22 protein-coding genes are annotated in these 25,545 nt (G+C 59.2%); 11 read left to right on the forward strand and 11 right to left on the reverse strand.

Annotated elements, in window-relative coordinates:
* Positions 1-121 precede the first annotated feature (121 nt).
* Together clpB and XX99_RS05145 are read left to right on the forward strand one after the other, a co-directional pair.
* Entirely contained in the window at positions 122-2,776 is a 2,655-nt protein-coding gene (gene clpB / locus XX99_RS05140; protein WP_050058309.1) for an ATP-dependent chaperone ClpB, read from the forward strand.
* Between the two features lie 156 nt (positions 2,777-2,932).
* Positions 2,933-4,291 (forward strand): TrpB-like pyridoxal phosphate-dependent enzyme, encoded by a 1,359-nt coding sequence (locus XX99_RS05145; RefSeq protein WP_050058310.1) that lies wholly within the window; start codon positions 2,933-2,935, stop codon positions 4,289-4,291.
* A gap of 144 nt (positions 4,292-4,435) precedes the next feature.
* Here the strand turns inward: XX99_RS05145 and XX99_RS05150 are convergent, their stop codons facing one another.
* From XX99_RS05150 to XX99_RS05165, 4 genes are all read right to left on the reverse strand, one after another.
* Positions 4,436-4,720, reverse strand: coding sequence for a GNAT family N-acetyltransferase (locus XX99_RS05150; protein ID WP_050058311.1), 285 nt, complete (start codon positions 4,718-4,720; stop codon positions 4,436-4,438).
* Positions 4,721-4,728: 8 nt separating this feature from the next.
* Positions 4,729-5,997: an aminopeptidase gene (locus tag XX99_RS05155; RefSeq protein ID WP_050058424.1), complete on the reverse strand. Its 1,269-nt coding sequence runs from the start codon at positions 5,995-5,997 to the stop codon at positions 4,729-4,731.
* Between the two features lie 126 nt (positions 5,998-6,123).
* Complete coding sequence (locus XX99_RS05160; RefSeq protein ID WP_050058312.1) at positions 6,124-6,753, reverse strand: hypothetical protein; 630 nt, start codon at positions 6,751-6,753, stop codon at positions 6,124-6,126.
* Between the two features lie 104 nt (positions 6,754-6,857).
* The gene (locus XX99_RS05165; RefSeq protein ID WP_231581157.1) at positions 6,858-7,325 is read right to left on the reverse strand and encodes a hypothetical protein; all 468 of its coding nucleotides are present in this window, start codon (positions 7,323-7,325) and stop codon (positions 6,858-6,860) included.
* A 166-nt stretch (positions 7,326-7,491) separates the two neighbouring features.
* Between XX99_RS05165 and XX99_RS05170 the strand changes: the two genes are divergently transcribed.
* From XX99_RS05170 to moeB, 4 genes are all read left to right on the forward strand, one after another.
* On the forward strand, positions 7,492-8,436 hold the full coding sequence (locus XX99_RS05170; RefSeq protein WP_050058313.1) for a PLP-dependent cysteine synthase family protein: 945 nt from the start codon (positions 7,492-7,494) through the stop codon (positions 8,434-8,436).
* A gap of 16 nt (positions 8,437-8,452) precedes the next feature.
* Positions 8,453-8,938, forward strand: a complete 486-nt coding sequence (locus XX99_RS05175; RefSeq protein WP_050058314.1) for a Mov34/MPN/PAD-1 family protein — start codon at positions 8,453-8,455, stop codon at positions 8,936-8,938.
* Between the two features lie 96 nt (positions 8,939-9,034).
* On the forward strand, positions 9,035-9,313 hold the full coding sequence (locus tag XX99_RS05180) for a ubiquitin-like small modifier protein 1 (RefSeq protein WP_050058315.1): 279 nt from the start codon (positions 9,035-9,037) through the stop codon (positions 9,311-9,313).
* A gap of 143 nt (positions 9,314-9,456) precedes the next feature.
* On the forward strand, positions 9,457-10,656 hold the full coding sequence (gene moeB, locus XX99_RS05185; RefSeq protein ID WP_050058316.1) for a molybdopterin-synthase adenylyltransferase MoeB: 1,200 nt from the start codon (positions 9,457-9,459) through the stop codon (positions 10,654-10,656).
* On the opposite strand, the gene XX99_RS05190 is transcribed toward moeB, so the two are convergent.
* The 4 genes from XX99_RS05190 to XX99_RS05205 all read right to left on the reverse strand — a co-directional run bounded on the left by XX99_RS05190 (position 10,653) and on the right by XX99_RS05205 (position 16,658).
* On the reverse strand, positions 10,653-11,177 hold the full coding sequence (locus XX99_RS05190; RefSeq protein ID WP_050058317.1) for a hypothetical protein: 525 nt from the start codon (positions 11,175-11,177) through the stop codon (positions 10,653-10,655). The genes moeB and XX99_RS05190 overlap by 4 nt on opposite strands.
* Complete coding sequence (locus tag XX99_RS05195) at positions 11,174-11,863, reverse strand: TetR/AcrR family transcriptional regulator (RefSeq protein WP_050058318.1); 690 nt, start codon at positions 11,861-11,863, stop codon at positions 11,174-11,176. The genes XX99_RS05190 and XX99_RS05195 overlap by 4 nt, the downstream gene beginning before the upstream one ends.
* Before the next feature lie 5 nt (positions 11,864-11,868).
* Positions 11,869-12,240, reverse strand: coding sequence for a hypothetical protein (locus tag XX99_RS05200; protein WP_197081830.1), 372 nt, complete (start codon positions 12,238-12,240; stop codon positions 11,869-11,871).
* 305 nt (positions 12,241-12,545) lie between these two features.
* On the reverse strand, positions 12,546-16,658 hold the full coding sequence (locus tag XX99_RS05205) for a beta strand repeat-containing protein (RefSeq protein WP_050058320.1): 4,113 nt from the start codon (positions 16,656-16,658) through the stop codon (positions 12,546-12,548).
* Between the two features lie 492 nt (positions 16,659-17,150).
* Here XX99_RS05205 and XX99_RS05210 point away from each other — a divergent pair, with 492 nt between their 5' ends.
* From XX99_RS05210 to XX99_RS05225, 4 genes are all read left to right on the forward strand, one after another.
* Positions 17,151-18,230, forward strand: coding sequence for a PIN/TRAM domain-containing protein (locus XX99_RS05210; protein ID WP_050058321.1), 1,080 nt, complete (start codon positions 17,151-17,153; stop codon positions 18,228-18,230).
* Positions 18,231-18,390: 160 nt separating this feature from the next.
* Positions 18,391-19,206: an acyl-CoA desaturase gene (locus XX99_RS05215; protein ID WP_231581160.1), complete on the forward strand. Its 816-nt coding sequence runs from the start codon at positions 18,391-18,393 to the stop codon at positions 19,204-19,206.
* A gap of 52 nt (positions 19,207-19,258) precedes the next feature.
* On the forward strand, positions 19,259-20,767 hold the full coding sequence (locus XX99_RS05220; protein ID WP_050058323.1) for a GH39 family glycosyl hydrolase: 1,509 nt from the start codon (positions 19,259-19,261) through the stop codon (positions 20,765-20,767).
* A 126-nt stretch (positions 20,768-20,893) separates the two neighbouring features.
* Positions 20,894-22,093 (forward strand): BaiN/RdsA family NAD(P)/FAD-dependent oxidoreductase, encoded by a 1,200-nt coding sequence (locus XX99_RS05225; protein ID WP_260315439.1) that lies wholly within the window; start codon positions 20,894-20,896, stop codon positions 22,091-22,093.
* Here XX99_RS05225 and XX99_RS05230 read toward each other — a convergent pair.
* Together XX99_RS05230 and XX99_RS05235 are read right to left on the reverse strand one after the other, a co-directional pair.
* Positions 22,071-23,480, reverse strand: coding sequence for a class I SAM-dependent methyltransferase (locus XX99_RS05230; protein WP_050058324.1), 1,410 nt, complete (start codon positions 23,478-23,480; stop codon positions 22,071-22,073). The genes XX99_RS05225 and XX99_RS05230 overlap by 23 nt on opposite strands.
* Positions 23,480-23,743, reverse strand: a complete 264-nt coding sequence (locus XX99_RS05235) for a hypothetical protein (RefSeq protein ID WP_050058325.1) — start codon at positions 23,741-23,743, stop codon at positions 23,480-23,482. The genes XX99_RS05230 and XX99_RS05235 overlap by 1 nt, the downstream gene beginning before the upstream one ends.
* A gap of 206 nt (positions 23,744-23,949) precedes the next feature.
* Here XX99_RS05235 and XX99_RS05240 point away from each other — a divergent pair, with 206 nt between their 5' ends.
* Positions 23,950-24,882, forward strand: a complete 933-nt coding sequence (locus XX99_RS05240; protein ID WP_050058326.1) for a hypothetical protein — start codon at positions 23,950-23,952, stop codon at positions 24,880-24,882.
* A gap of 40 nt (positions 24,883-24,922) precedes the next feature.
* Here the strand turns inward: XX99_RS05240 and XX99_RS05245 are convergent, their stop codons facing one another.
* Positions 24,923-25,375, reverse strand: a complete 453-nt coding sequence (locus XX99_RS05245; protein ID WP_050058327.1) for a TM2 domain-containing protein — start codon at positions 25,373-25,375, stop codon at positions 24,923-24,925.
* Positions 25,376-25,545 lie beyond the last annotated feature (170 nt).

Genomic DNA, 25,545 nt, shown 5'->3' on the forward strand with positions numbered 1-25,545 from the left:
CTAAGCGAAGTCGGATCGATGCATAAGCCTTCGCTAACCCGGCCCGAAGCGACCCTGTTTTAAGCTATCCGCTTCCTAGCTGACCGCCCCACCCGCTTTTCAGCAACTCAAAGGACACTCCATGGCAATTCGTTGGGATAAATTTACGGTCAAATCGCAGGAAGCCGTACAGGCTGCCAGCCAGATGGCGACCGAGCACGGCAATCCGGAAGTTCTGCCGCTGCATCTGCTGGCAGCCCTGCTCGAGGACAAAGACGGCATCATTGTGCCGGTGCTCGAAAAGGTCGGCGTGCCCACAACGCAGCTGCGCACCCGTGCGCAGGAGGCGCTTGGCCAGCTGCCGAAGGTGAGCGGAAGCTCCTCGCAGCCGGGCGTATCGAACGTCCTGAATAAAATTTTCGATCGCGCGTTCAAAGAAGCGGAGAACTTCAAGGACGAATACGTCTCGACCGAGCATCTGCTGTTGGCTCTCGCCGACACGAAGAATGACGGCGCGCAGCTGTTGCTCGCCTCTCTCGGCGCGACGCATGACGCGATCCTCAAGAGCTTGACCAGCGTCCGCGGCACGCAGCGCGTGACCGACCAGAATCCGGAGGCCAAGTACCAGGCGCTCGAGAAATATGCGAAGGACCTCACCGAGCTGGCCCGGCGCGGCAAGCTCGATCCGGTAATCGGCCGCGACGAAGAGATTCGCCGCGTGATCCAGGTGCTGTCGCGGCGCACCAAAAATAATCCGGTGCTCATCGGTGAGCCCGGCGTAGGCAAAACAGCCATCGTGGAAGGCCTCGCGCGCCGCATCGTGAACGGCGACGTGCCGGAGATTCTGCGCGAAAAGCGCGTCATCTCGCTCGACCTCGGCTCCATGCTGGCCGGCGCGAAGTATCGCGGGGAGTTCGAAGATCGTCTCAAGGCGATTCTGAAAGAGATTGAAGATTCGAACGGGCAGATCATTCTATTCATCGATGAGCTGCACACGCTGGTAGGCGCAGGCGCGGCCGAAGGCGCCATTGATGCTTCGAACATGCTGAAGCCGGCGCTGGCCCGCGGCGAGCTGCGCGCCATCGGCGCGACCACGCTGAACGAGTACCGCAAGTACATCGAAAAGGACGCTGCGCTGGAGCGGCGCTTCCAGATCGTCTACGTCGGCGAGCCGAACGTGGAAGATACCATCGCGATTCTCCGCGGATTGAAGGAGCGCTATGAGGCGCACCACAACGTGCGCATCAAGGACTCGGCGATTGTAGCGGCGGCCACGCTGTCGCACCGCTACATCTCCGACCGCTTCCTGCCCGACAAGGCCATCGATCTCGTCGACGAGGCTGCGGCTTCGCTGGCCATCCAGATCGGATCGGTCCCGACTGAGATCGATCAGATCGAGCGCCAGGCAACCTCGCTCGAAATCGAGAAGGCAGCGCTGAAGCGCGAGACCGATCCGAATTCCAAGGCGCGCATGCAGGAAGTGGAGCGCGATCTCGCCGAGCTGCGTGAGAAGGCTACCGGCCTGCGCGCCAGCTGGCAGAAGGAGCGCGAGGCCATCGCCCGGCTGAGCGAGCTGAAGAAGCAGGTGGAGGCTCTGCGCCATGATATGGAAGAGCAGACGCGCCGCGGCGATCTGGAGCGGGCGGCGCAGATTCAGTACGGCGAGCTGCCCAAACTCGAAGCCGAGTTGAAGAAGCTCAACGCGCAACAGGATGGCGCTTCAGCTGGTCCACGCATGCTGAAGGAAGAGGTCGACGAGGAAGATATTGCAAGCATCGTGAGCAAGTGGACCGGTATTCCGGTCTCGAAGATGCTCGAAGGCGAAGTGAAGAAGCTCATCGACATGGAAAACCGCCTGCGCGAGCGCGTCGTCGGCCAGGACGATGCGCTGAAGATCGTCGCCAATGCCATCCGGCGCTCGCGTGCCGGTCTGAGCGATCCCAAGCGGCCGATAGGCTCCTTCATCTTTCTCGGGCCGACAGGTGTCGGCAAGACGGAGACAGCCCGCGCGCTGGCCGAGTTCCTCTTCGACGACGAGCAGGCCATGATCCGCATCGACATGTCGGAGTACATGGAGAAACATGCCGTGGCGAGGTTGATTGGCGCGCCTCCCGGCTACATCGGCTTCGACGAAGGCGGTCAGCTTACGGAAGCTGTGCGGCGCAGGCCATATTCGGTGGTGCTCTTCGACGAGATCGAGAAGGCGCATCCCGATGTCTTCAACGTGCTGCTGCAGGTGCTCGATGACGGCCGGCTGACCGACTCCAAGGGCCGCACCGTGGACTTCAAGAACACGGTGCTGATCATGACATCGAATCTCGGCGCGCAGGCGCTGGCGGGAGAATCGCTGAACAGCGATGCGGCCTTCGAAGCGGCGCGCGAGCAGGTGATGGAGATCCTGAAGCAAAGCTTCCGTCCGGAATTTCTCAATCGCGTGGACGACATCGTGGTCTTCCGTCCGCTGGGCGAGGAGCAGTTGACGCATATCGTCGATCTGCGGCTCAAGGATCTGGAGCGGTTGCTGAGCGATCGCGACATCGCCATCGCGTTGACCGCCGAAGCGCGTCACCAGTTGTTCATGAGCGGCTATGACCGTGCTTATGGCGCTCGTCCGCTGAAGCGGGCCATCCAGCGGCTGATTCAGGATCCGCTGGCCATCAAGATTCTCGATGGTGAGATCGTCCATGGGGATCATGTGAAGATCGATGCCGATCCGCTGAATAACCAGCTGCGCTTCGAGGTGGTCTCGCGAGGCGGCATCGAGCTGCCCAGTCACATCGCAATCGGGCAGGCTTAGCACTGAACATCGGGCAGTCCCACATCTCAAACGCGGGATGTGGGGCGCCCTGTTGTTTAGCATTCGCTCGCGTCAAGGTTCGGTTGTTGCGATGTCACACAACGCAATATGAGGCGCGGGGATTTTTCCTTCAAAGCTCTATGTAACTCTGCTTAGATGGAGCATATACAGTTCAATCTCGCTCAAGACCGTATTCCTCATACTTGGTACAACATTCTTCCTGACCTGCCTCGGCCCTTATCTCCCACGCTGCATCCAGCGACGCTAAATCCCATCGGTCCCGGTGATCTGGCTGCGCTCTTTCCGCACAACCTCATTCAGCAAGAAGTCAGTATGGACCGTGAAATCGAAATCCCCGGAGAAGTGCGGCAGATTTATGCTCAGTGGCGGCCGTCGCCATTGTTCCGGGCACGCCGTCTGGAAAGGGCACTCGATACTCCGGCGCGAATTTTTTATAAGTACGAGGGAGTAAGTCCTGCGGGCTCTCATAAGTTGAATACCGCGGTCGCGCAGGCTTATTACAACAAAAGGGAAGGCACAAAACGCCTTGCCACCGAAACCGGAGCGGGGCAATGGGGCTCTGCTCTGGCCATGGCCTGCAGGTTTTTCGGCCTGAAGTGCAAGGTATACATGGTGCGGGTCAGCTACGATCAAAAGCCCTATCGCCGCGGCATGATGGAAACCTTCGGCGCTACGGTTAGTGCCAGCCCCAGCGATGAAACAGATGCCGGTCGCGCCATCCTCGAGCGCACTCCGCAATCGCCTGGATCGCTGGGCATCGCGATCTCCGAAGCTGTGGAGGTCGCGGCAAAAGACCCCGAAACCAAGTACGCGCTGGGGAGCGTGTTGAATCACGTCCTGTTGCACCAGACCGTAGTCGGGCTCGAGGCAATTGAGCAAATGGCACTTGCCGACGACGAGCCCGATGTGATTATCGGCTGCACCGGCGGCGGCTCGAACTTCGCGGGATTGGTGCTGCCGTATCTGGGGCGCAAAATCAAAGGCCGGAGCCGGGCGAAAGTCGTTGCCGTAGAGCCGGCTGCCTGTCCCAGCCTCACGAAAGGCAAATTCACATACGACTTCGGAGACACCGCCCGCTTAACGCCGCTGGCCAAAATGCATACTTTGGGCAGCACGTTCGTCCCGCCGGGAATCCATGCAGGCGGCTTGCGTTATCACGGCATGGCTCCGCTCATTTCGCATGTCCTGAATCTGGGGCTCATTGAAGCCAGGTCGGTGCAGCAGCTGGAGGCCTTCGCCGCCGGTGTGCAATTTGCGCGGGCGGAAGGCATCGTTCCAGCTCCCGAGGCCAACCACGCCATCGCCGAAGTTATCCGCGAAGCTCTGCTCGCCAGAGAAGAGGGAAAACAAAGGACGATCCTCTTCAACTTATCCGGTCACGGCCATTTTGATATGCAGGCCTACATCGACTATGAGTCTGGAAAATTGCAGAATTACGATTATCCGGCGGCAGAGATCGCGATGGCGCTGGCAGGCCTGCCAGCCATCGGCTGAGCGACGCCCCAACAACAACTATCCCCAGATATGCAGAAAGTGAAAGCCCCATGGAAAATCCATGGGGCTTTCTGCTGCGCATGTTCGGTAGCAAGATCCACTGCACTCGGCATTCTGAGCGAAGCGAAGAACCTCAGCGACGGCTTACTTTGCCAGCAGCGATTGATACTCCGGGTGGCCGGCAAAGTATTTGGCCGCAAACGGACACTGCGGTTCCACCTGGAAATGATGCTCGCGAGCGAAAGATAACGCAGCTTCGACAAGTGCCGTCCCGATACCTCGGCCTGCGATGGCTTCCGGCACGCGGGTGTGCGTGAGCGTGATGCGGTTGCCGCCGATCTCGTAGGCGAGGACAGCGGTGTGTCCCTCGGCCTCGCTTTCGAAGCGGCTCGACTGCTGATTATTCGTCACTTTGATCGGAGCGGGCATTACAGACTCTAGACCCACTCGCCGGCGTGGATGAGCGGCTCTTCCTGTCCTGCAGCCGTAACCCCGAACACATCGATCTCCGCCGAGCCGATCATCCAGTCGACGTGGATGAGGCTTTCGTTGGCGCCGCGGCTGGCCAGCTCTTCGGGAGTCAGCTTGTCGCCGTTCTTCACGCATGAGCTGTAGGCCTGTCCGAGCGCGATGTGGCAGGCGGCATTCTCGTCGAAGAGAGTGTTGTTGAAGAGCAAGCCGCTCTGCGCGATGGGCGAGTGATGCGGCACCAGGGCCACTTCGCCGAGCCGGCGCGCGCCCTCATCGGTCTCGATCATGCGTTGCAGAACGCCTTCACCTTTGGACGCCTTGGCCTCGACGATGCGGCCGCCTTCGAAGCGCACCTGGATGCCTTCGATCATCGTGCCCTGGTGCGAGAGCGGCTTGGTGCTGGTCACGGTCCCGTCGGTGCGGTCTTTGTGCGGCGTGGTGAAGACCTCTTCGGTCGGCATGTTGGGGATGCAGTAAAGGCCATTGCCCGCGGTTGTTCCACCACCGAGCCAGAGATGATCGTCGGCCAGGCCGACGCGCAGATCGGTGCCCAGTCCTTTAAAGTGCAGCGTCTTGTAGCGCTTGTTGTTGAGCAACGCGGAGCGCTTATGCAGATTCGCATCGTGCGTCTTCCATGCGGCAACCGAGTCCGGCTGGTCGGCGCGTGTCGCGGCGAAGATCGCATCCCACAGCCGGGCAAGCGCCTGGTCCGAAGGCAGCTCGGGAAAGACGCTGGCAGCCCAGGCCGGCGTGGCTGCGGGCACGATGGTCCAGTTGATGTCGTGGCGCGTGATCAGTTCCAGCGCCGGCCGGTAGGCCTTGGAGACGGCGCGATTGGCCCGGCTCACCTTCTCCGGGTCCTGCTGCGACAGCAGCGCGGGATTGCTGCCGGCGACAGCCAGACGCGCAGCGCCGCTCTTGAAAGCCGTAGCCATCCCCTCGTAGAGCCACGCCGGCGCGTAGTCGAAGCTCTCGTTCGATCCGTACTGGTAGCGCAACAGCGTCGACTCCTCATCGGTGAGCAGCGTGGTCACGAACTTCGCTCCCGATTTGTAGGCCTGCTCGTGGATGCGGCGCACCAGCGGCAGTGTATCCAGAGTGGCGGTCATCACCAGCTCCTGTCCGGGCGCGAGGCCGAGCCCCACCTGAATGGCTACTTCGGCGAGACGGTCGAGCTTCTGGGCAAAATCAGTGGAGGGAGTGAGGTCTGTAGCTTCCAGGGTCGGTGTACTCATGGCATTCAGTGTAGCGCCGGATAACAGCGGAGGCATCCCCGGGCCATGCAGAAGAGAGCGCTTCCTTGAGAAGCAAATCCGCGGGCCACTAGCTGGACTTCTCTTAAGAGACTTTTCTGAAACCTCTTAAGAAAGCTTCGTAGTAATGCCCGACCGCCTTACCCACTGGCCGCCCTGTTTTTCGAGATAGATCCACTGCCCGGCCGCGCAGAAGTTGGCGCACCAGTTGTTCATGTAAACCAGCGCCGCGGTCTGCGTGGAGTTGAAGAAGACCTGGCTGAAGAACGTAATGCCGGGGTAGCCGGCATATTTGTTCTGTTGGTCGGAGATGGCGTCCGCGGAAGTGCGCGCGTTGCGGAACTCGCTGACCTGGTCGGGCGTGAGCAGCGTGTAGGTGCGGTCAAGAACGAACTGGCGGGTCAGCTGCACATGCTCGTAGCGGCGAAACTGGAAGTCCCGCAGCGCCTCGTTGAAGGCGTTCACATTCTCGGGAGGCGCCTTCAGTTCGCCGTCCGGCGGGATCGCCGGGTTCATATCGACGATGCTGACCGTCGTATCCGAAATGGCCCATTGCCGGGCCTGGTCGCGCGGCAGGCTCTTGAAGGGCTCACCGGGGAAGAGGAGATTGTAAATAGCGTAGGTATCTGCAGCGCGCTCCGCTGGCATGGGAATCGGAGCTCCCGCGGGGGCGGCATTTGCCAGAAACAGCGGCGCGGCCAGGAAGAAGATTGCTGCCAGAGAAAGCTTGCGGAGCATGGTTGCGCCTCACGATCGGTTCGAACAGACTACAGCGTCGTAACCCTACGCAAGAGAGACGCGCAACGGAGCGCAATCGTTGCGATTTTTCGCTCTCAACCAGCTCAGTGGCCGCCGCTGGCGCCGGCAGCCGATTCCCAGGGCGCGCGCCCCTTGGCCGGAGCATCGGTATCGCGGCCTTTGACACGGTCGTACATGTACTCGTCGCTCACCGAACCGAGCGCCTCGTTGTACAGGCTGACCTCGCCGGTTACCTCGCGCAGCTCCTCGGCAAAGAGGTGCTCGGCCTTCAGCCGGTCCGCGGTGGCGGGAAGCTCGATGTGCTTGCTCTTGAAGAACTTCTGGAAGCCGCGGTCGAGCAGATGGGCGATCTCGCCGCCGAAAACCAGTCCCGGCTTGGTGACGAAGGCCGCCCCGCCGCCATCCTTGGCGCGGGTCAGAACGGCAGCCGCTCCATACTTTGATACCTGGACCTGATTTGCGACCCCGGGCACCTCTCGCACATCAAATTTCAGAGTGCGGAGCTGGGCCAGAATTTCGTCGTAAGTAAGCGGCTTAACTTTCTTTGGCATAAAGGCTTCGATCTCGAAGGATTGTGATGTTGGGTCGCCAAAGTTACACTAAAAGCTGGCGTCCCGTACCACTCTCACTCTCGCACAATGAGGCTGCCGCTGCAATGCAGTCTTGAACGGCAACCAGGGAAGTCCTGAACGGCAACCGGGGATTAGAAACGAGCTTATGGCTACGCTGACCAATTCGACTCTGCCCTCGCTCGGCACGCCGCTTCTTTCCCGGATCGGGAACACGCCATTGATCCGGCTGGAGCGGGTGGCCGCGCATCTGCCCGGCATTCAGATCCTGGGCAAGGCGGAGTGGGCCAATCCCGGAGGATCGGTCAAGGATCGCGCCGCCTCGGCCATCGTCGCCGACGCCCAGCAGCGCGGACTTCTGGCTCCCGGCAAGCATCTGCTCGACGCCACCAGTGGCAACACCGGCATCGCCTACGCCATGCTGGGTGCGGCCATGGGCTTTCCGGTCACGCTCTGCGTGCCTTCGAATGTCTCCCCCGAGCGCAAACGGATTCTCCAGGCTTACGGAGCGAATGTGGAGTGGACCGATCCGGCAGATGGTTCGGATGGCGCTATCCGCAAGGCCCGTGCCCTCGCCGCCGAAGAGTCGGAAAAATACTTTTACGCCAACCAGTATGGCAATGACGCCAACTGGCGAGCGCATTATCTCAGCACCGCGAATGAAATCTGGAAGCAGACAGACGGCCAGATAACGCACTTCGTCGCCGGCCTGGGCACCAGCGGAACATTCGTCGGAACCACGCGGCGGTTGAAAGAGTTGAACCCCGCGATCCAGTGCATCTCCATGCAGCCAGATTCACCCTTCAACGGGTTGGAAGGCCTGAAGCACATGGCCACGGCGATTGTTCCGCCGATTTACGATTCCGCGCTCGCCGACCGCAACGTCGAGATGGAGACGGAAGCTGCCTACATCATGGCCAAGCGTCTCGGCCGGACCGAGGGTCTGTTGGTAGGCGTCTCCGCTGCGGCTGCTGTCGCCACTTGCCTGCGCATTGCCGAGGAAGAAGCGGCCAAAGGAAAAGAAGCCGTCATTGTTACAATTCTCGCCGACGCGGCGGACAAATATCTGAGCGAACGTTTCTGGAGCGAGTGAAGGAAGCAGGAGAGCGATGCTGAAGCTGAACGAGCAGATTTATAAGGCAATCCGGCGCCATGGCGAGGAGACCTATCCCCATGAGTGTTGCGGCGTGCTGCTCGGACGCTCGGCGGACGACATCAACGAAGTCGAAGACGCCATCCGCGCCGGCAACACGCGCACCGACTCCGCGCACAACCGCTACCACATCGCGCCGCAGGAACTGGTCAAGATTCAGCGCCAGGGCCGCGAGCGCGGACTCGATATCGTCGGCTTCTACCACTCGCATCCCGATCACCCCGCGCAGTGGTCGACGACGGACTTCGCCGAAGCGCACTGGCTGGGCTGCTCCTATGTGATCACCGCAGTCGAAAAGGGTGTGGCGCAGCAGACCAACTCCTTTTTGCTGACCGGACCCACAGAGGAAGAGAAAGCTTTCGCGGATGAGCCGGTCGCGGTCGAGCAGCAATCGGATTCTCTGCACCACGCCGCCGGCCCTGAAGTCGAGCGATGTCGATAGTGCCCTCGCGCACTTTCCTTCCAGGCCAGGCCTGATTTCGACTTTGCTCCGGAGCACATTCGGACCCATTACAAATTTAAGAGGAATCTTTTCCCGATGAATATTCACATCCCTACTCCGTTGCGCGTCTATTCCGACAAGCAGGACACGGTCAACGTAAACGCCGCAACTGTCGGCGAAGCTCTCGATGCGCTCACCGTGAAGCATCCCGACCTCAAGAAGCATCTGTATTCGGAAGAGGGCAAGCTGCGCTCGTTCGTGAACGTTTATCTGAACGACGAAGACATCCGCTATCTTCCGGAAAAGGAATCGACAAAGGTAAGCGAGAAAGATGCGCTGTCGATCATTCCGTCGATAGCGGGCGGACTCGCGTAAGCAAGCTTGGAGGGAGCCTCGGGCTTTAGCCCGAGGAAAAAAGTCGCATATCGAGGGCTTTAGCCCCGGCCTTCACCTTTCGCAGAACGGCTGGAAACAGAGATATCAGGCCTCCGCTGACGCGGGGCTGGGAAGAAGAAACTATGGCAACCACACTGGAACATCCGGCAGCGACTCTGCCGTCACTCAGCAACAGCGAGATCGCCCGCTACTCGCGCCACCTGATCCTGCCCGAGGTGGGCATGGAAGGTCAGCAGAAGCTGAAGGCCGCGAAGGTGCTGTGCGTGGGCACCGGCGGCCTCGGCGCTCCGCTCACTTACTATCTTGCCGCGGCTGGCGTCGGCACCATCGGCCTGGTCGACTTCGACGTCGTCGACGAGAGCAACCTGCAGCGGCAGATCATCCACTCGACCGCGGATGTGGGCCGGCCCAAGATCGATTCCGCGGCGGAGAAGCTGATCGCGCTGAATCCGAACGTGAAGATCGTGAAGCACGAGACCATGCTGACCAGCGCCAACGCGATGGAGATCATCAAGGATTACGACATCGTCGCCGATGGCACGGATAACTTCCCCACCCGCTATCTGGTCAACGATGCCTGCGTGCTCAGCGGCAACAAGCCTAACGCCTACGCGTCGATCTTCCGCTTTGAGGGTCAGGCCAGCGTCTTCGCCACGAAGGACGGCCCCTGCTATCGCTGCCTCTATCCCGAGCCGCCACCGCCGGGACTGGTTCCGTCATGCGCCGAAGGCGGCGTGCTGGGAATCCTGCCTGGCCTGCTGGGCGTCATCCAGGCAACGGAAGCCATCAAGCTGATCCTCGGCAACGGCGAGCCGCTGATCGGCCGCCTGCTGCTGGTCGATTCGCTGAACATGAAATTCCGCGAGCTGAAGCTGCGCAAGAACCCCGACTGCCCGGTGTGCGGCACCCACCCCACCGTGACCAAACTTATCGATTACGAGCAATTCTGCGGAATTGCTCCTGAAACGAAGGCGGAAATAGTGAACGACAGACCAGTGCAGAACGGAATCCCTCAGATCTCCGCGAAGGAATTGAAGCAGAAGCTGGATGCCAAAGACGGAGTCTTCGTCCTCGATGTGCGCGAGCCGCACGAATACCAGATCGCCAACTTCGGCGCGAAGCTGATCCCCCTCGGCGAACTGCCCGCACGCTTTGCCGAGTTGGACAAGAACGCCGAGATCGTCGTCCACTGCAAGACCGGCGGACGCAGCCAGCGCGCCTCGGAGTTCCTGGCGCAGAACGGCTTCAAGAACGTACACAACCTGGCCGGCGGCATCACCGCCTGGTCAAACGACGTAGATCCCACGGTCGCCAAGTACTAAAAATCAAACCAGGCAAGAGATTTCGGCGTGCCCTTCGGCGCGCCGTTCTCTTTTGCCTGCCTGCGCAGCGCGGCCCTTATCAGGCCACCATAGACAGCAAACGCCACGCCGCCAATCAGTGCGGCATCATAGAAAAACCCTAACCCCTGCGAGCTCCGAAAGACCGCCGTATCCAAAACCTGGTGGTCAAATGCCACGGAGAGAAGAAACATGGCCAACATTCCGAGCACAGAACCAGTCAGCGCTAGCGTGATCAGATAAAGATCGGCTACGAGCTCTGCGCCAAGAAGTAATAGCAAAGGGAGCCCGACAACCGCCCAGCCAAGCATCGAAACAATCAGGATTGCGATCGACAGTGCAACCGACCCTCCGGCATGCAGCCACGAAAATTTTCCGATCGCGGCAAACATTCCGAGATTTTGCAGTGCGCCTGCCAATAAGAGCATCAGGACTGAAGCAGCATTCCCTATCATCAATCCAAGAAACGAATACCCGACCTTTCGCTCCCATCCGAGATTCATGGCGTGTCTCCATACACCGTCTTCAGCAGATCCCCCGCCAGCCGATGCAGCGGCCGCAATAGCGGAATCTCAGCCAGGCGAAGTGTCAGCAGCAGCATCTTCAGCGTCTTCTCGAAGAGGATCTTCGTCCGGCGCTGCTCCGCAGAGTGGTCGTAAACCCAGAAGAGAATCAATCCCATCTGGTAAAGCCACAACAGCCGCGGCAGATACGGGGCGATGTTGGGCGGCAGCTTCACTTTTGACTCCTCCGCCGCGCGTGCGAAGAAGCTAATATCCTGGTCGCGAATCGCCGCCGTGTCGCGGCTGAAGGGTGAGAGTGGATGCTCGGGATCGGCGTGCGCGGAGAGCGCGCCGAGCAACTTGCGGTTCGGTTCAAAGCAATCGAACTTCACCTGGATGATGCCGCGCAGCCGCGTCTCGAGGGTACGGCTCCGCGCCAACGTCTCTTCGACCGCGGTTTTCATCTCTCCCTGCGATCGTTCGTAGAATGCCATCACGATCGCGTCCTTCGACTCGAAGTAGTAGTAGGCCGCTCCGAGAGCTACTCCAGCCTCGGCGGCGATATCTCGCATGGTGGCCCGCTCGAAGCCGCGCTCGCGAAAAACTTGCAGCGAAGCTTCGAGGATGCGGGTCCGGGTCTCTTCCGCCTTTTTACTTGCAGGCTGTTTTTTCTGTTGATCCGTCATGGCGTTCAGGAAGCAGATGCCTCCGTCAAATGGGTTCCGCGCCGGCGCATGTTGGCCAGCACGGCAATATTGAAGAAGTGCATTGCGCCGAGAATGAGCAGGACTACGCCGATCTTCGCGCTCTCCAGCTCGATGGTCGCGCGCAATGTGGAGAGATCGCTGGTGGTCTTGAGCGCCACCGCGATATAGCCGACATTGATCAGATAAAAGCCGACGACCAGCAGGTGATTCACCGAATCGGCGAGCTCCGCATTGCCGCGAAAGGCGTCGAGCAGAAAGACGCGGCCGCTGCGATAGAGGGTCCGCGCCACCCACATGGTGAGCACAATACTGATTACGAGATAGCTGAAGTAGCAGCCGACAACATACATAGTCATCACCTCACTGCAGAGAATTGAACATGTTCAACACGAGAATAGACCTCTTGCTGAATTTTGCAAGAGGTTTTTGAACGTGTTCACATTTTGAGTTCGAGCCTGCAGCGTCTGCTGAAAGCCGTGCCGGCGGCATCACCGCTTGGTCAAACGACGTCGATCCCACGATCGCCAAGTATTAGACCCGGCCATCGCCAAGTATTAGGGACGAACCACAGCAGGTAGGCTCAGAAAAAGGACCTGCGGCTAAAACACGAACGGCCAGTTATGGCAGCACCTGAGTGCTCCGTAACTGGCCGTTCTGCTGTTTACTGCACGGTGATGGTGATTGCACCCGATGCGGTCGAGCCAGGATTCGCTACGCTGAGCGAGATGCTTGCGGCTGACTGCACATCGGAGGCAGGAATTGCCACGGTGAGTTGCGTGCCACTGACGTAAGTTGTGGTTCGCGAGGAACCGTTCCACAACGCGGTGGCCCCGGGAAGAAATCCGGTGCCGGTGATGTTGACGTAAGTGTTTCCGCTTCCCGCGGTGATGGTGTTGTGATCGGTTGTGCTGACTGTAGGTGCGGCGTTGCTCACCGCCTCTGCAGGAAGCACAAATGGTCCCTGAATCAGGAATATCTGTTGATTGGGAGTAGCTGAAGAATTGGCGCCCGGGATAATGTAGGCCAGTCCATCCTGGCCCCACCGCGTGCCTGGGACGTCCGCTACGTTGGCGGTGGGAAACTGAATCTGCTGCTCGAGAGTGAAGGTCTGGGTATTGAACCTGTCGAGGTAGCTCAGCGCCGTTCCCGCATCGTTGACTGCCACATTGAAGGATTCCGACTCCGCGGCATAAGGAACAACCCCACCACCGATGAGGCCCGTCCCGAAGGGACCCTCTCCGAATGGCAGTACTGCAATCTGAGACGGAGGTGTGGTCGCGGGGTTAACGATACCGCCTCCTGTACCAAAGACAAGGCCGTCGTCCAGGGCGAAGCCGCCTCCGAAGCCGCCGAATCCATTTAAAGTAGTTCCGTCGATCAGGTGTACACCGGTGCTGTCGATGGAGTAGCGGTAGAACTCCGCTCCCGTCGTATCACTGTCGAAGGCGTAGAAGTGGGTCGAATCGGCAAATACAGGGTTGTCGCCGGAATAAGCGGAACTTGAATTCTGGCGATAAGTGCCGGTGCTGCCGGAAATGTCCAGAATGCTGATGCCGTTGAACGAGTTATTTTCGACAGCCAGGCTGGTGTCCGAACCCGGCACCGTGGCAATTGCGATTGCGGCAGCATTTCCGGAGACAAAGTTTGCATTGGTCGGGAGCGTGACAGTAAAGTCCAGCGACTGAGTCAACAGGTTGAACCGGCCGAGACTCTGGGCGCCGCTGAGTCCGATATAGAGATAATTGCCGTCGCTTGTTTCCGAAAGCAGATTCGGCTCGCTGCCCACCATTACCGGAGTTCCAATGGAGCCGCTGCCAGGATCGATAGCCACCACGCTATTACCCGTAAGCGGCGTCGAGGTGCTGGGAAGGACCGCATACAGCTTGCGGGTGAATGGATCAAAACTCATCGCATTCGCGGGGACATTGAGAAGCTGATAGATGCTCAGCGGCAGAGCTGTGGATGTTCCCCCGCCGGGACCCGCCGAAGAAACAGAGACGAGCGACCACCCCATCTGCTGGGTCAACGATGAATTGACGGTGGCAGTCAGCTGGCCGCCGCTCAACAGCGTGGTTGGCAGTGCCGTTCCATTCCAGAGCACGGTGGATGCGGAGGTGAATCCTGCTCCATCGACGGTCAAAGTGAAGGTGCCGGAGCCAGCCTGAATCAGCATGGGTGAGAGCTGCGTGACAACCGGTGCGGGACTGAACAAGCTGCCCGTGACCGTGGTGCTGCCCGAAGCGTTGTTGTTGGTCGACACCGGATCGTAGCTGACTGAAGATACATTGGCGGTCGTTTCGATTGCTCCGGATACGGTCGGAGTGAACGTTAGAGTTACCGAGGCAGAACTGCCGCTGGCGATAGAGCCGAGATCGCAGTAAAACACGCCCGCGCCGGTGCATAGACCCTGCGTGGGCGTGATGCTCCCAAAGATGACCGACTGCGGCACGGTGGCCGTCAACGCCACGCCTTGGGCTGGGTTGGGGCCAATGTTTTGCACCTGCAGCGTGTAGGTGACAGACGATCCCGTAACTCCGGTGGCAGGCGCTTGAACTGTGAGCGCGAGATCGGCCGGCGAGCTGGTTATGTCCTTTACGATGGGTCCCTGAATCACATACAGCTGATTCGCGGTATGGAATGCGAGTCCATTCTGGCCCCAGCGGATAAGATCCTGCGGACTGGAACTGATCTGATTAGTCGAGGCTCCAACGCCGGTCAAGGAAATGTTTGTGACCGGGTCGAAGGTGGCTTCGTCGAAAGACAGTATCTGACTCGAGCCGTTGAAATTTGATGGAACGATCCAGGCGAGGTTCAAAGTGGAGTCGGAGAAGATAGGACCGCTCGCAGCGGTCGGCGTAGTCGAGAACGAGCCGGGGGCCGAGAATTGTCCTAGCTGATTGCCGGATGTCGCATCGAGCGCGACGCCCGAAGAGAAGTAAAGCCGTCCGTTATCGTATTGGAGCGTGTTGCCCCCGACATTGGTAGCCAGCTGCTTCGAAGCTGTGATCCCGGTCGCGTCGACGGTGAGCTGGTAGAGATAGCTTCCGATGGCTTCAGAGGTGCTATAAAGCGTCGATGCCGAACTACCGAAGGCTAGAGCTCCGATGTTTGAGTCGAAGTAGGTTTCAAGTCCAGAGCTGGCGTTAGGACGCGCAACTCCCGAATCGAAGATGGTGACGGCTCCGTTGGATCCGTACACCGCCACCGAGTTGGCCTGCCCGGGAACGGCCGCCAGGCTTACTGCGGTGTAGGGCGGGTTGTAAACTCCGGGTCCGCCGCCAAGTGAAAACTGTTGACCGGCGGTTCCTGTGGTCAGGTTCACCTGGCGAACTGCTCCAGCGCCGTTGAGACCGACAAACAACTGGGTTCCATCCGTGGACAGGGCAAGACGATTGGGCTCACTGCCGACAGCAATTGTTTTCGCAAGAATGCCGGTGGCCGGATCGATGGCGACGATGCTATTGCCCATGCCGCCGGCTGCCGAACCCGGAATCGAAGCATAAATATAGCCATCCACCGTGTTGTAGACGATGTCGTTGATGGGAAGTGACAGGAAGGTGTCGAAGGGCTGTGGAAGAGCGCTCGGACCTGTGTTTTCCGGAGTGGCAACGCTGATGTTGGCTTGCGCAAAGCCGGCGAGAAGAGCCGCCGGAATCACCGCCGTGATGCTTGTCGAGTTCACATAGCTGGTGGCCAACGGAGTGTTGTTCCAGCTGACAACGGAATCCGGAAAGAAGCCGGTTCCGGTTATCGTAATCGTGGTATCCGGACTGCCGGCAGGAGCATAGTTCGGAGAGACAGTGAAAGCTGGTCCGGGGGGAGCCGTCACTGTCAGAATCCCTGCATTGGAAGAGACCACCGGAGACCCGGGATTGCTGACCACCAGACTGATCGATCCGGGAGTTGAGAAATACGAGGCTGCCAGGGTGACGGTGATGGAGGTCACGTTCTGGTTGACAACTGGCACCGGTTGGCCATTTGCCTGGACGGTGGCATTGGCGGCAAATCCGCTTCCGTTGATAAATATCTGCTGCGGATTCGTTCCGGTATAGGCGGGAACTGAATTCGGGCTGAGGGAGACAATGGTGGGCATATTAGAGATCACCAACAGCTCCACCGGCGTGGTCGGCGGCAGGCCGGGATTTGCCACCGAAATACTACCCGTGCCGAAGTTTTGTAAGTCAGCCGCAGAGAGGACCATCTGCAGCGTAGTGGAGTTGACATAAGTTGTCGGGCGCGAAGAACCGTTCCACTGAGCTACCGAGTTCGCCTCAAATCCGGTTCCGGTGATGGTGATCGTGGCGGCTGTTCCTTGGATCACGCTTTGCGGTGAGATTCCGGTGACAATCGGAGTGGGCACGGTGATGACGTAATCCTGTGCGGGCGAGGTGCCGCCGCCGGGAGACGGATTGGTAACTGTGACCTTTAAAGTTCCATCGGCGGCGATGGCGGATGCGGGGACCGCAACCTGCAGGGAACTGTCGCTCGAATATGTAGTTGTAAGTGCGCTCCCATTGATTCCCACCGCCGAAGCCGAGATAAAGCCGGTGCCGCTGATGGCAAGAGTCTGCGCGGGTGATCCGGCGACAATGCTAGCGGGAGTAAAAGAGGTAATGGCAGGCGTCGGATTGCTCGTCGAGCTTGCGCCCGAGCCCGAGCCGGTTCCGGAGGATGAAGAAGATGGAGTGGAGCCGCCGCCCCCGCAGCCGGAAAGAATCAACAGAGAACCGAGGCAGGAAGCAAAAGCCAGAACAATCAGACGCAGACGTAACACGAACCCTCCCGAGATAACTACCTTCAGGAAGGCCCAGATATAACTCGCCGTTGCCCCAAGCGGTCTTCTTTCGGCCGTGTACTTTCTCCTGAAGCGAAGTCGATTATACGAAGACCGCCATGGAACGCTAAGCAAACTTTAGTGCTCGCCTTGGTTACTTATCGGGGATAGAAAAGCTGTCTGATTAACATCGCTGGGGCTGCCCTTTTTGATGAATAGGAAGAGAATATTTCTCCTGCGCCGCTCATATTCATAGCGTGAAAATGCCAGCCCCTGAGCGGCTAACCGGAATACATAGGTTGCCTGAAACGTAACTTGAGTAGTTCTCAAATCCATCCCCCTTTCGAGCTTGACCTCAATGCCGATCGTCCGCGAAGGCTCGTTCCTACCAGGCGCGGTGGATGGACGTTCGTCTCACTTCATTCATCTCTTTGCCCATCGCCCGCTTGCGTGCGTATACTCCCGAATTGCACGAGGAGGCTCGTGCTTTTTATGGACCTCATTCTGATTCGTATCGCTTTCTTGCTGGTTCTTTCCCTCGCCTCTTATTTCTTTCGTCCCTTCGGTCTCATCTCCTGGATTGCTGCAATGCTCGGAGCCGCTGCCGCCGCTCTGGTCATCGTCTTTGAGCTGCGTGTTCGCGCCTTGAGCCTGCGGCGTCTGCTCGGAGCCGTAGCCGGAAGCATCTTCGGAATCTTCGGGGCCTTCCTCTTCTCGCTGGTGATACGCAACAGCCTGCCACCGGGCAATACGCAAAGCCTTGTGCAAATATTTGTTCTGCTGTTGATGACCTACGTCGGACTCGTAGTCGGCACCAGCAAAGGCGATCTGCTCAATCCTTCCGCCCTCGGCGATCTTTTCAATTCCGAGCGCAGCGCGGCGAAGCGCAACATCAAGATTCTCGACACCAGCGCCATCATCGACGGCCGCATCGCCGACATGGCCGAGACCGGCTTCCTCGAAGGCGAGCTGGTAGTGCCGGAGTTCGTGCTGCGCGAGCTGCAGATGGTAGCCGACTCCCAGGATGGGTCCAAGAGACAAAGAGGCCGCCGCGGGCTCGATGTCCTCCAGCGCATGCAGGGCAATTCGCTGCTCACCATCCAGATCATCGAGGACGATTATCCGAAGATCCGCGAAGTCGACCTGAAGCTCATCGAACTGGCCAAGAATATCGAAGGCAAAATCGTCACCAACGACTTCAACCTCAACAAGGTTGCGCATCTGCACAACGTAGCCGTGCTGAACATCAACGATCTTGCTAATTCCTTGAAGCCGGTTGTACTGCCGGGCGAAAAGATGAACATCGTCGTGCTCAAGGAAGGCAAGGAGTACAACCAGGGCGTCGGCTATCTCGACGACGGGACGATGGTCGTCGTAGATCACGCCCGGCGCATGATCGGCCGCTCCGTCGAAATCACAGTCACTTCGGTCCTGCAGACAGCGTCCGGCAAGATGATCTTCGGCAAAATGGAAGAGGGGCCAATCCGGACTGACACTACCCGAGCCGATACCGCCCGGACCGAAGTGGTTCGAACCATCGAGGTCTCCCCGCAGGGCGTGCCTTCCACGTAGCGCAGATGGAACTATTACCCAACTCTTACAGTCATCCCAAGGCCTTTTGGTTAGGGTCGAAGATGTGAATCAGGAAATGTCTACGCTGGTGGAAGATCCTCTGACGACCGCGACGCTCGAAGCCGATTCGCTGGTCTTGACCCAGAGCCGTAAGAAGAGCATGAACCTGCTCTTCGGCTTCTGGATCGCCGTCTTCCATGTGGGCGCGATTGCCGCGCTCTTCTTCTTTAGCTGGTCGGCGCTGGCCGTCTCCGCGGTGCTGTGGGTTCTGGCCCAGAACGTGGGCATCGCCATGAGCTATCACCGGCTGCTGACTCATCGCGGCTACGTGACACCCAAGTGGGTCGAGTACGCGATGGCCGTCTGCGCCACGCTCGCCCTGCAGGGCGGCCCGATCTATTGGGTTGCAGTGCATCGCCTGCATCATCAGCTCACCGATCGCGAAGGCGATCCGCATTCGCCGCGCGACGGCAAGTGGTGGTCGCACGTCGGCTGGATTCTCTACGGCACTTTGAAGAATCGGAACACGCCCCTCCTCAACCGCTATGCTCCGGACCTGGCCAAAGACCGCTTCTACCTGTGGCTGAGCAAATGGCACTGGGTTCCGGCGACGCTTGTCGGCATCGGCCTCTACTTCGCCGGAGGATGGTCGTGGCTGCTGTGGGGGTTGTTCATGCGCGTGACCCTCGGCCTGCATGTCACCTGGCTGGTGAATTCGGCCACGCACATCTGGGGCTCGCGGCGCTTCGAAACCCGCGACGACTCGCGCAACAACTGGTGGGTCGCGCTGTTGAGCGGCGGCGAGGGATGGCACAACAACCATCATGCCCATCCTGTCTCGGCCTGCCATGGCATGGCCTGGTACGAGGTCGATTTCAATTATTGGGGCATCCGTCTTCTCGGAGCACTGGGGCTGGCCAAGCGCATCAAAGTGCTGGGACCGCAGGCCGGACCCGCCCGCGTGATCCACGGCTGATTGGGCATACAGGTTCTGGCCGAAGTAGACTCTATTTCTGGAGAGAACCTGTATGAATCGCAGCATCGCTCTCGTCTTCGCGCTTGCGCTCATCTCTGTTCCCGCATCTTCCTTCGCGCAGCAGACTTCGGAAACCGTCGAGATCGACGCCAAGGCCCAGACCACTCCGTTGCCTCATTTCTGGGAGCAGATGTTCGGATCGGGCCGCGCCAATCTCTCTCTGCGCCAGGGCTATCGCGAGGACATGAGCGCGGTCCAGACGGTTACGGACTTCAAGTATGTGCGCTTCCACGCCATCTTCCAGGATGAGAACGGCGTGTATGACGAAGACGCGCAGGGCAATCCCGTCTACAACTGGTCCTATGTCGATCAGATCTACGATGGCCTGCTGGCCAACGGTGTGCGGCCTTTCGTCGAGATCAGCTTCATGCCCAAGAAACTGGCCGCGCGCCTGGATTATCACGCCTTCTGGTACAAGCAGATCGTTTCGCCTCCCAGGGATTACTCCCGGTGGGATGCGCTGATCACCGCCTTTGCCCAGCACCTGATCGAGCGCTACGGCATCGCCGAAGTTTCGCAGTGGTACTTCGAGGTCTGGAACGAGCCCAACATCGATTTCTGGACCGGCCGCCCCGCCCAGCAGACCTACTTCGAGCTGTATGACCATACAGCGCGTGCGCTCAAGGCAGTGAATGGGAAGATTCGCGTCGGCGGACCGGCAACAGCGCAGGCCGCCTGGGTGGGCGACATGATCGCGCATGCCACGCAAAACAACGTCCCGCTGGATTTCGTCTCGACCCATGTGTACGGCAACGACACGGCGAAGGATGTCTTCGGCGACAATCGGCCCGTGCCTCCGCACCAGATGGTGTGCGCAGCCGTCTCCAAGGTTCACGACCAGATAAAGAACTCTGCGAAGCCGAACATGCCGCTCATCTGGAGCGAGTTCAACGCAACGTATGCGAACGAACAGCCGATCACGGATTCCATCTATATGGGACCGTGGATGGCTGACACCATCCGCCAATGCGACGGCAAAGTGGACCTGATGTCCTACTGGACCTTCTCCGATGTCTTCGAGGAGCAGGGAGTCATCAAGACCCCGTTTTACGGCGGCTACGGCCTCATCGCCGAGGACGGCATTCCTAAGCCGGCGTTTAACGTCTTTGCGCTCCTGCACCAACTGGGAGAACATCGCATCGCCGTGTCCGAGGATGATGTTCTGGTAACGCGGCGCGGCGACGACACCATCGTGATCGCGGCGTGGAACCTGGTCGAGCCCGAGGCTACAGGTCCTGACAAAACATTCACCTTCCAGCTCACGGGACTGCCAGCCAAAGAGAAAGCCCCCAAGGTGACCATCCGCCGCGTAGATGCGGAACACGGAGATACGCTGGCGGCGTGGAAAAAGATGGGCAGCCCGAAGTATCCGACCACCGCTCAGATCGCCGAGCTGAAGCGCGCCTCCGAGATTGGGAAAGACGAAGTGCACCCGCTCGAAGACGGCAAGGTGACGGTGACCGTCCCGCAGAAGGGTCTGGCGTTGATTGAAGTCCGATAGGAGCAGGTCAACCGGGCGAGTGTGCTTCGCGCCAATCGATGACTCGCTTGAGCGAAAAGTCCTCGGCTTCGCCCAGGTTAATGTCTTTAAGATATATCTGCGTTATATCTCGAAAAAGCGGGTCTTTTGAACGAATCGCAAGCTCAAAAGTTTGATGTATTGATCGTGGGAGCCGGCGCTGCCGGCCTCATGTGCGCCATAGAAGCCGGTAAACACGGGTGTCGCGTGGCGCTCCTCGATCACGCCGAGCGGCCGGGCAAAAAGATACTGATCTCCGGCGGCGGCCGCTGCAACTTCACCAACCGGCACACCAGGCCCGAAAATTTTCTCTCCGCAAATCCGCATTTCGCCAAGTCGGCTCTGGCGCGATATACCCCCTCCGACTTTCTGGCACTGGTCGAGCGGCATGGGATCGCCTGGCATGAAAAGCATCTGGGCCAGCTCTTCTGCGATCGCTCTGCGAGTGATGTTGTCCAGATGCTGCTCCGCGAGTGTGCCGAGGCCGGCGTACGGATCTTCTGCAGTACGGAGATCGAGACGGTCTCGCGCGATGATGCCTTTCACCTGCGCACCAGCCGCGGCGAGTTCCATGCTCCAGCTTTGGTGATTGCCACCGGCGGTCTTTCCATCCCGAAGATGGGCGCCACCGGCTTCGGATATGAGGTCGCGCGCCAGTTTGGATTGAAGATCGTCGAGCCTCGACCGGCGCTGGTTCCGCTGGTATTTTCTTCCGCAGATCAGGCGCGGTGGTGCGACCTGGCGGGCGTCTCGACCGAAGTGGTTGCGGCCATCGGGCGGCAGCGCTTTACGGAAAAGATGCTGGTCACCCATCGTGGCCTGAGCGGACCGGCCGTTCTGCAGATCTCGTCCTACTGGCGCGAAGGCGAAGCCATCGAGTTCGATCTGGCCCCGAAGATGGATGCCACTGCGGAGCTTCGCGCTCCCCAGGCTCGCCGCGAATCAGCAGCCCTGCGGACGTCCTTGCGAACTATCCTGCCTCATCGTCTCGCCGACCGCTGGATGGAAGTCTATTCCCCATCCGGATGGAGCACGGCCGCCCTCGCAGAGTGGGAGAAACGATTGCATCGCTGGAACGTCGTCCCCGAGACGACCGAAGGCTATGCCAAGGCGGAAGTAACCGCAGGCGGTGTGGATACAGGGGAACTATCAGCGAAAACGATGGAGAGCCGTGTGCCCGGTTTATTTTTTATCGGAGAAGTCGTCGATGTCACCGGACATCTGGGCGGTTTTAATTTCCAATGGGCCTGGGCATCCGGAGCAGCCGCGGGACGGTCGATCGCTGCTACTGCGCCACTGCCTGCATGAGGTAGAGAGTGCGGCCGTTCGCCAATACCTCTTGGAGTTCGATGGAAAAGTGGGTTTCCATCGCAGCCAGGAAGGAACGTTCATCGAGGTGACCGTAGAGCTCCTCACGGCCCCGAACCAATCCCACAAAGCGTGGATCGGTAGCAGGAATCCATTCGACGATGATCCACCTCTGGGTTAGATCGCGAAGCAGGCCGGCAATTTCCCCAAGCGGAATCTGATCGGCAATCAACAGGTGATGAATGAGGCCGAGCATCAGTACGCAATCGAAACGCCGCCGCGCGCGATCGAGCAGGCTGAAGTATTCTGCATTTCGCCATCCGGCAGGAGGCGTGGGCCGTGCGGCATCGGCAATCAAAGGTTGGATCGGAAGATTTTCTGATTGGGCCTGCGCGAAGTTTCTCGTCGAGGCTGCAGTATCGGTGTCCCAGGCCACGACTTTCGCACCGGTGCTCGCCGCGAGACGCGAGTAGACGCCGGTATTGGCGCCCAGATCGAGGACGTTTTGCGGTTTCGCCAGCGACAGCGCCTTCCTTACGAAAGCCTGTTTCTGGTCATGATCCTCATCGGAATAGTGGCCGGCATTCTGGGGGTAGTGACTCCAGCGCGACTTGCGGTTTCCCGGCGTCAGGCTGTTGAGCAGCTTGCGCAAGTTGCGAAGATTGCGGCGCAGCACCGCTTCGGCGATTTCCGGCGACTGCCTGATTCCTGAACGTGCCGGGGCCGCTTCGGGCGAACGCCGTTTCTCCAGTAGATAAGGAACAGTGACCAACGAGCGAAAGGGCTGTTGCCAGCGCTGCCTTGCTCGCAGGTAGGGATAGATATCGGCCGGCTCATATCCGTCGCGACGATGAAAGCTGGCGGCAAGAGGCCAGCCCAGGGTGCGGTGCGCGATCAATGGCAGCAGAAATGTCCGTACAAACTGGGCATAGGCCAGCCAGAGCGGGCTTTCGCGATCTCGCTTCTCGATGGAAAGGACATCGACGAAGATGGGCTTCGCACCCTGAAACAGGATGTTGAGCGGCGTCGCATCTTTGAGAATAAGCCCCTTGGCCAGCAGGCCTTCGCACAGATCCAGGGTAAGGTTTCCCGCGGCGATCCAGGCGTCAGGAGTCCATTCCCAGGGATAAGACGGGAAAAATATCCGGGGATGCTCGAGCAAAACCTCGTCGTTTTGCAAATCCTGATGAAGAGTGGGGGTCGCGACCCGGGTGGTCGCGATCAGCCGGCCCTCGGAAACCCACTGTTGAGCAAGATCAGTAGCGAGGAAATCAAGGGCTGCTGCGGCGCGGCCTATGCGAGCCCGGCGACGAGCACGGCCTGCTTCCAATCGGAGGGAACCAGCCGGGTCGCGGAAGGTTTCGATCACCGGCAGGGAACTGGCCATTATCCGTTTATTTCGGGGCGAAGAGTTTTGGCGTCTTCTTTAGGAAGATTAGGATCTGACTCGGTTTTAGCATTCAGGCCGAAGAGTTTGCGTATCTTTGCTCGCATCACAAAGAGCGCCCCGGCAAGCATGGAGCCGCCTACCTGAAAAACCAACAGACCCGATCCTGGGTCAACATATGCATGGGCCGGTTTTTCAGCGGAGATCAGAAGTATCCAGATCTGTAAAGCGCAAAAAAATGCGAGGGCGGATCGTTTGAGCATTTTCCCTGCCTGCAAAAATAAAGTCAGCGTAACGCAATTGTAACGTAGGGTTAAAGTGCAGTAACCATTAAATTCTTAGAGAGTTAGGACTGTACCGAAGCCCATACCTCACTCAGAGCCGATCTCTGCGGAAGCGAGCCGCGTCACGCGCTCGAGCCAAACGAACGGTAAAATAAATAGACAGATTCGGATCGGAAAAAGACTACATGCCTACGCAATTTGAGACTGCACTTACCGCTATGCTTCAGAACGCCGCGCGCCAGGCCGGCCTGGTTATTCTCTCCGCTGAGCCCGGCACCGATGTAAACAACCATCCCACGGCAAAGTTTCGCATTGGATTGGGGCAGGATGCTGCGCCCGAGCGCACCCTGGAGCTGGAGCTGAGCGAGGCATTCGATTTCCAGAAGCCGGACCTGCTGCCGGAGATGACCTCGCACTTGCGCGAGGCGGCGCGGCGGCTGCAGAATCCGCAGCCCGATGTCTATGTCACATTCGCCGGCCTGCCCATCCGCTTCAGCGGTTTTCGCTGGCCCTTTCATCGCTCCAATTCAGGGTCGGATACCTACATCGTTCACGGCACAATCCATCTTGAGGATGGGCATGAGTCGGTGCTGCACACCAAGATTTCGGCAAGCATGACGGTGACCTTCGCGGAGATCGTACCCGCGCCTGAACAGCCTTACGCCGAGACCTTCATCTACAACGCGGTTCGCAAGACGCTGGACTATGGACAGCTGGAGCTGCTGAAGAGCGGCAACCGTCAGCCGGTTCCGGTGACGACGCGCTATTACTCGCGCTGGCAGAAAAAGTTCTTCTTCACCGATACCACCGACGAGAGCCGGATGGACTTTCTCACGCTAAAAGTCTATTGGCTGTCGGGTGCTTTGGGCGGCAATCGGCCGGTATGGATCAGCGACCCGCGCGATGCGCAATATCTGAACACCACTCCGGAAGAGCTGACCCGTATGGCCGCCGATCTCTCTCGCCAGGGCCTGCTCAGCCTCACGGACGACGCAGCGTCGGCAACTCCCATGCTGCTGGGCCGCGCCGAGTTCTATCAGACGAAGATGGCCGAAGCGCTGGCCGCGACCAAGCCCGAATTTAACGAAGAGATGCGGCAGGGCCATACAAATATGTAGGTCTGGTATTTATCTCTGGGCACGCAGTCGGCAAAAGGCGTTAGACTTTGCTTCCACAGCGTGCGCAGAAATTGGCTCCGGGCAGAATGCCTGCGCCGCATGTATTGCAGGTGCGAAGTACAGCCTGATTCGTGGCCGGCGCCGGTTCGACAGATACTCCGGTGGGGACTCCATAACCGACCGGGGAAACCGTTGCCAGCTGGCCGGCGAAATAGACGGCGAGCGCCTGGTTATATTGGCGGACCCGCCCCGGCATGAAGAAGCACTCGACCAGGCTCACGATGGTCGGGATGCCGGTAAACGAGAAGATCAGATAGAGAATTCCCAGGCCGGTTCTGCGCAGGTAGAAGTGGTGTGCGCCGAAGGTTCCGAGAAAGAGCGCCAGGAGAACGCCTACGACTTCATCTTTCTGCCAGTTCGACATTTGCGCCTGAAAGAGCGCGCGCTGCTGATCGGTCCAGCCGGCGGTGGCCAGCGGTGTGGTGGCAATCATTGGAACTCCTTCCTATCCGTGTTGCGCGGCTATGCCGGATGATTTCCGTTGGCCGTAGCGATATATGAGATCGTAGCGATAATACGGAATCAGGGAGAAATCCGTTCCCCGCGCGCTCTTTGGGCAGATTTGGGCGTGCTGCGCACGGCGGTTTGATTCCACTGGCCAAT

Origin of the sequence: Silvibacterium bohemicum, from assembly GCF_001006305.1 — a bacterium.
GTDB lineage: Bacteria > Acidobacteriota > Terriglobia > Terriglobales > Acidobacteriaceae > Silvibacterium > Silvibacterium bohemicum.

Excerpts from the sequence above, each read along its gene's own strand:
- clpB (WP_050058309.1), top strand. The coding sequence starts at position 122 with ATGGCAATTCGTTGGGATAAATTTACGGTCAAATCGCAGGAAGCCGTA.
- XX99_RS05145 (WP_050058310.1), top strand. The coding sequence starts at position 2,933 with ATGGAGCATATACAGTTCAATCTCGCTCAAGACCGTATTCCTCATACT.
- XX99_RS05150 (WP_050058311.1), bottom strand. The coding sequence starts at position 4,720 with ATGCCCGCTCCGATCAAAGTGACGAATAATCAGCAGTCGAGCCGCTTC.
- XX99_RS05155 (WP_050058424.1), bottom strand. The coding sequence starts at position 5,997 with ATGAGTACACCGACCCTGGAAGCTACAGACCTCACTCCCTCCACTGAT.
- XX99_RS05160 (WP_050058312.1), bottom strand. The coding sequence starts at position 6,753 with ATGCTCCGCAAGCTTTCTCTGGCAGCAATCTTCTTCCTGGCCGCGCCG.
- XX99_RS05165 (WP_231581157.1), bottom strand. The coding sequence starts at position 7,325 with ATGCCAAAGAAAGTTAAGCCGCTTACTTACGACGAAATTCTGGCCCAG.
- XX99_RS05170 (WP_050058313.1), top strand. The coding sequence starts at position 7,492 with ATGGCTACGCTGACCAATTCGACTCTGCCCTCGCTCGGCACGCCGCTT.
- XX99_RS05175 (WP_050058314.1), top strand. The coding sequence starts at position 8,453 with ATGCTGAAGCTGAACGAGCAGATTTATAAGGCAATCCGGCGCCATGGC.
- XX99_RS05180 (WP_050058315.1), top strand. The coding sequence starts at position 9,035 with ATGAATATTCACATCCCTACTCCGTTGCGCGTCTATTCCGACAAGCAG.
- moeB (WP_050058316.1), top strand. The coding sequence starts at position 9,457 with ATGGCAACCACACTGGAACATCCGGCAGCGACTCTGCCGTCACTCAGC.
- XX99_RS05190 (WP_050058317.1), bottom strand. The coding sequence starts at position 11,177 with ATGAATCTCGGATGGGAGCGAAAGGTCGGGTATTCGTTTCTTGGATTG.
- XX99_RS05195 (WP_050058318.1), bottom strand. The coding sequence starts at position 11,863 with ATGACGGATCAACAGAAAAAACAGCCTGCAAGTAAAAAGGCGGAAGAG.
- XX99_RS05200 (WP_197081830.1), bottom strand. The coding sequence starts at position 12,240 with ATGACTATGTATGTTGTCGGCTGCTACTTCAGCTATCTCGTAATCAGT.
- XX99_RS05210 (WP_050058321.1), top strand. The coding sequence starts at position 17,151 with ATGGACCTCATTCTGATTCGTATCGCTTTCTTGCTGGTTCTTTCCCTC.
- XX99_RS05215 (WP_231581160.1), top strand. The coding sequence starts at position 18,391 with ATGAACCTGCTCTTCGGCTTCTGGATCGCCGTCTTCCATGTGGGCGCG.
- XX99_RS05220 (WP_050058323.1), top strand. The coding sequence starts at position 19,259 with ATGAATCGCAGCATCGCTCTCGTCTTCGCGCTTGCGCTCATCTCTGTT.
- XX99_RS05230 (WP_050058324.1), bottom strand. The coding sequence starts at position 23,480 with ATGGCCAGTTCCCTGCCGGTGATCGAAACCTTCCGCGACCCGGCTGGT.
- XX99_RS05235 (WP_050058325.1), bottom strand. The coding sequence starts at position 23,743 with ATGCTCAAACGATCCGCCCTCGCATTTTTTTGCGCTTTACAGATCTGG.
- XX99_RS05240 (WP_050058326.1), top strand. The coding sequence starts at position 23,950 with ATGCCTACGCAATTTGAGACTGCACTTACCGCTATGCTTCAGAACGCC.
- XX99_RS05245 (WP_050058327.1), bottom strand. The coding sequence starts at position 25,375 with ATGATTGCCACCACACCGCTGGCCACCGCCGGCTGGACCGATCAGCAG.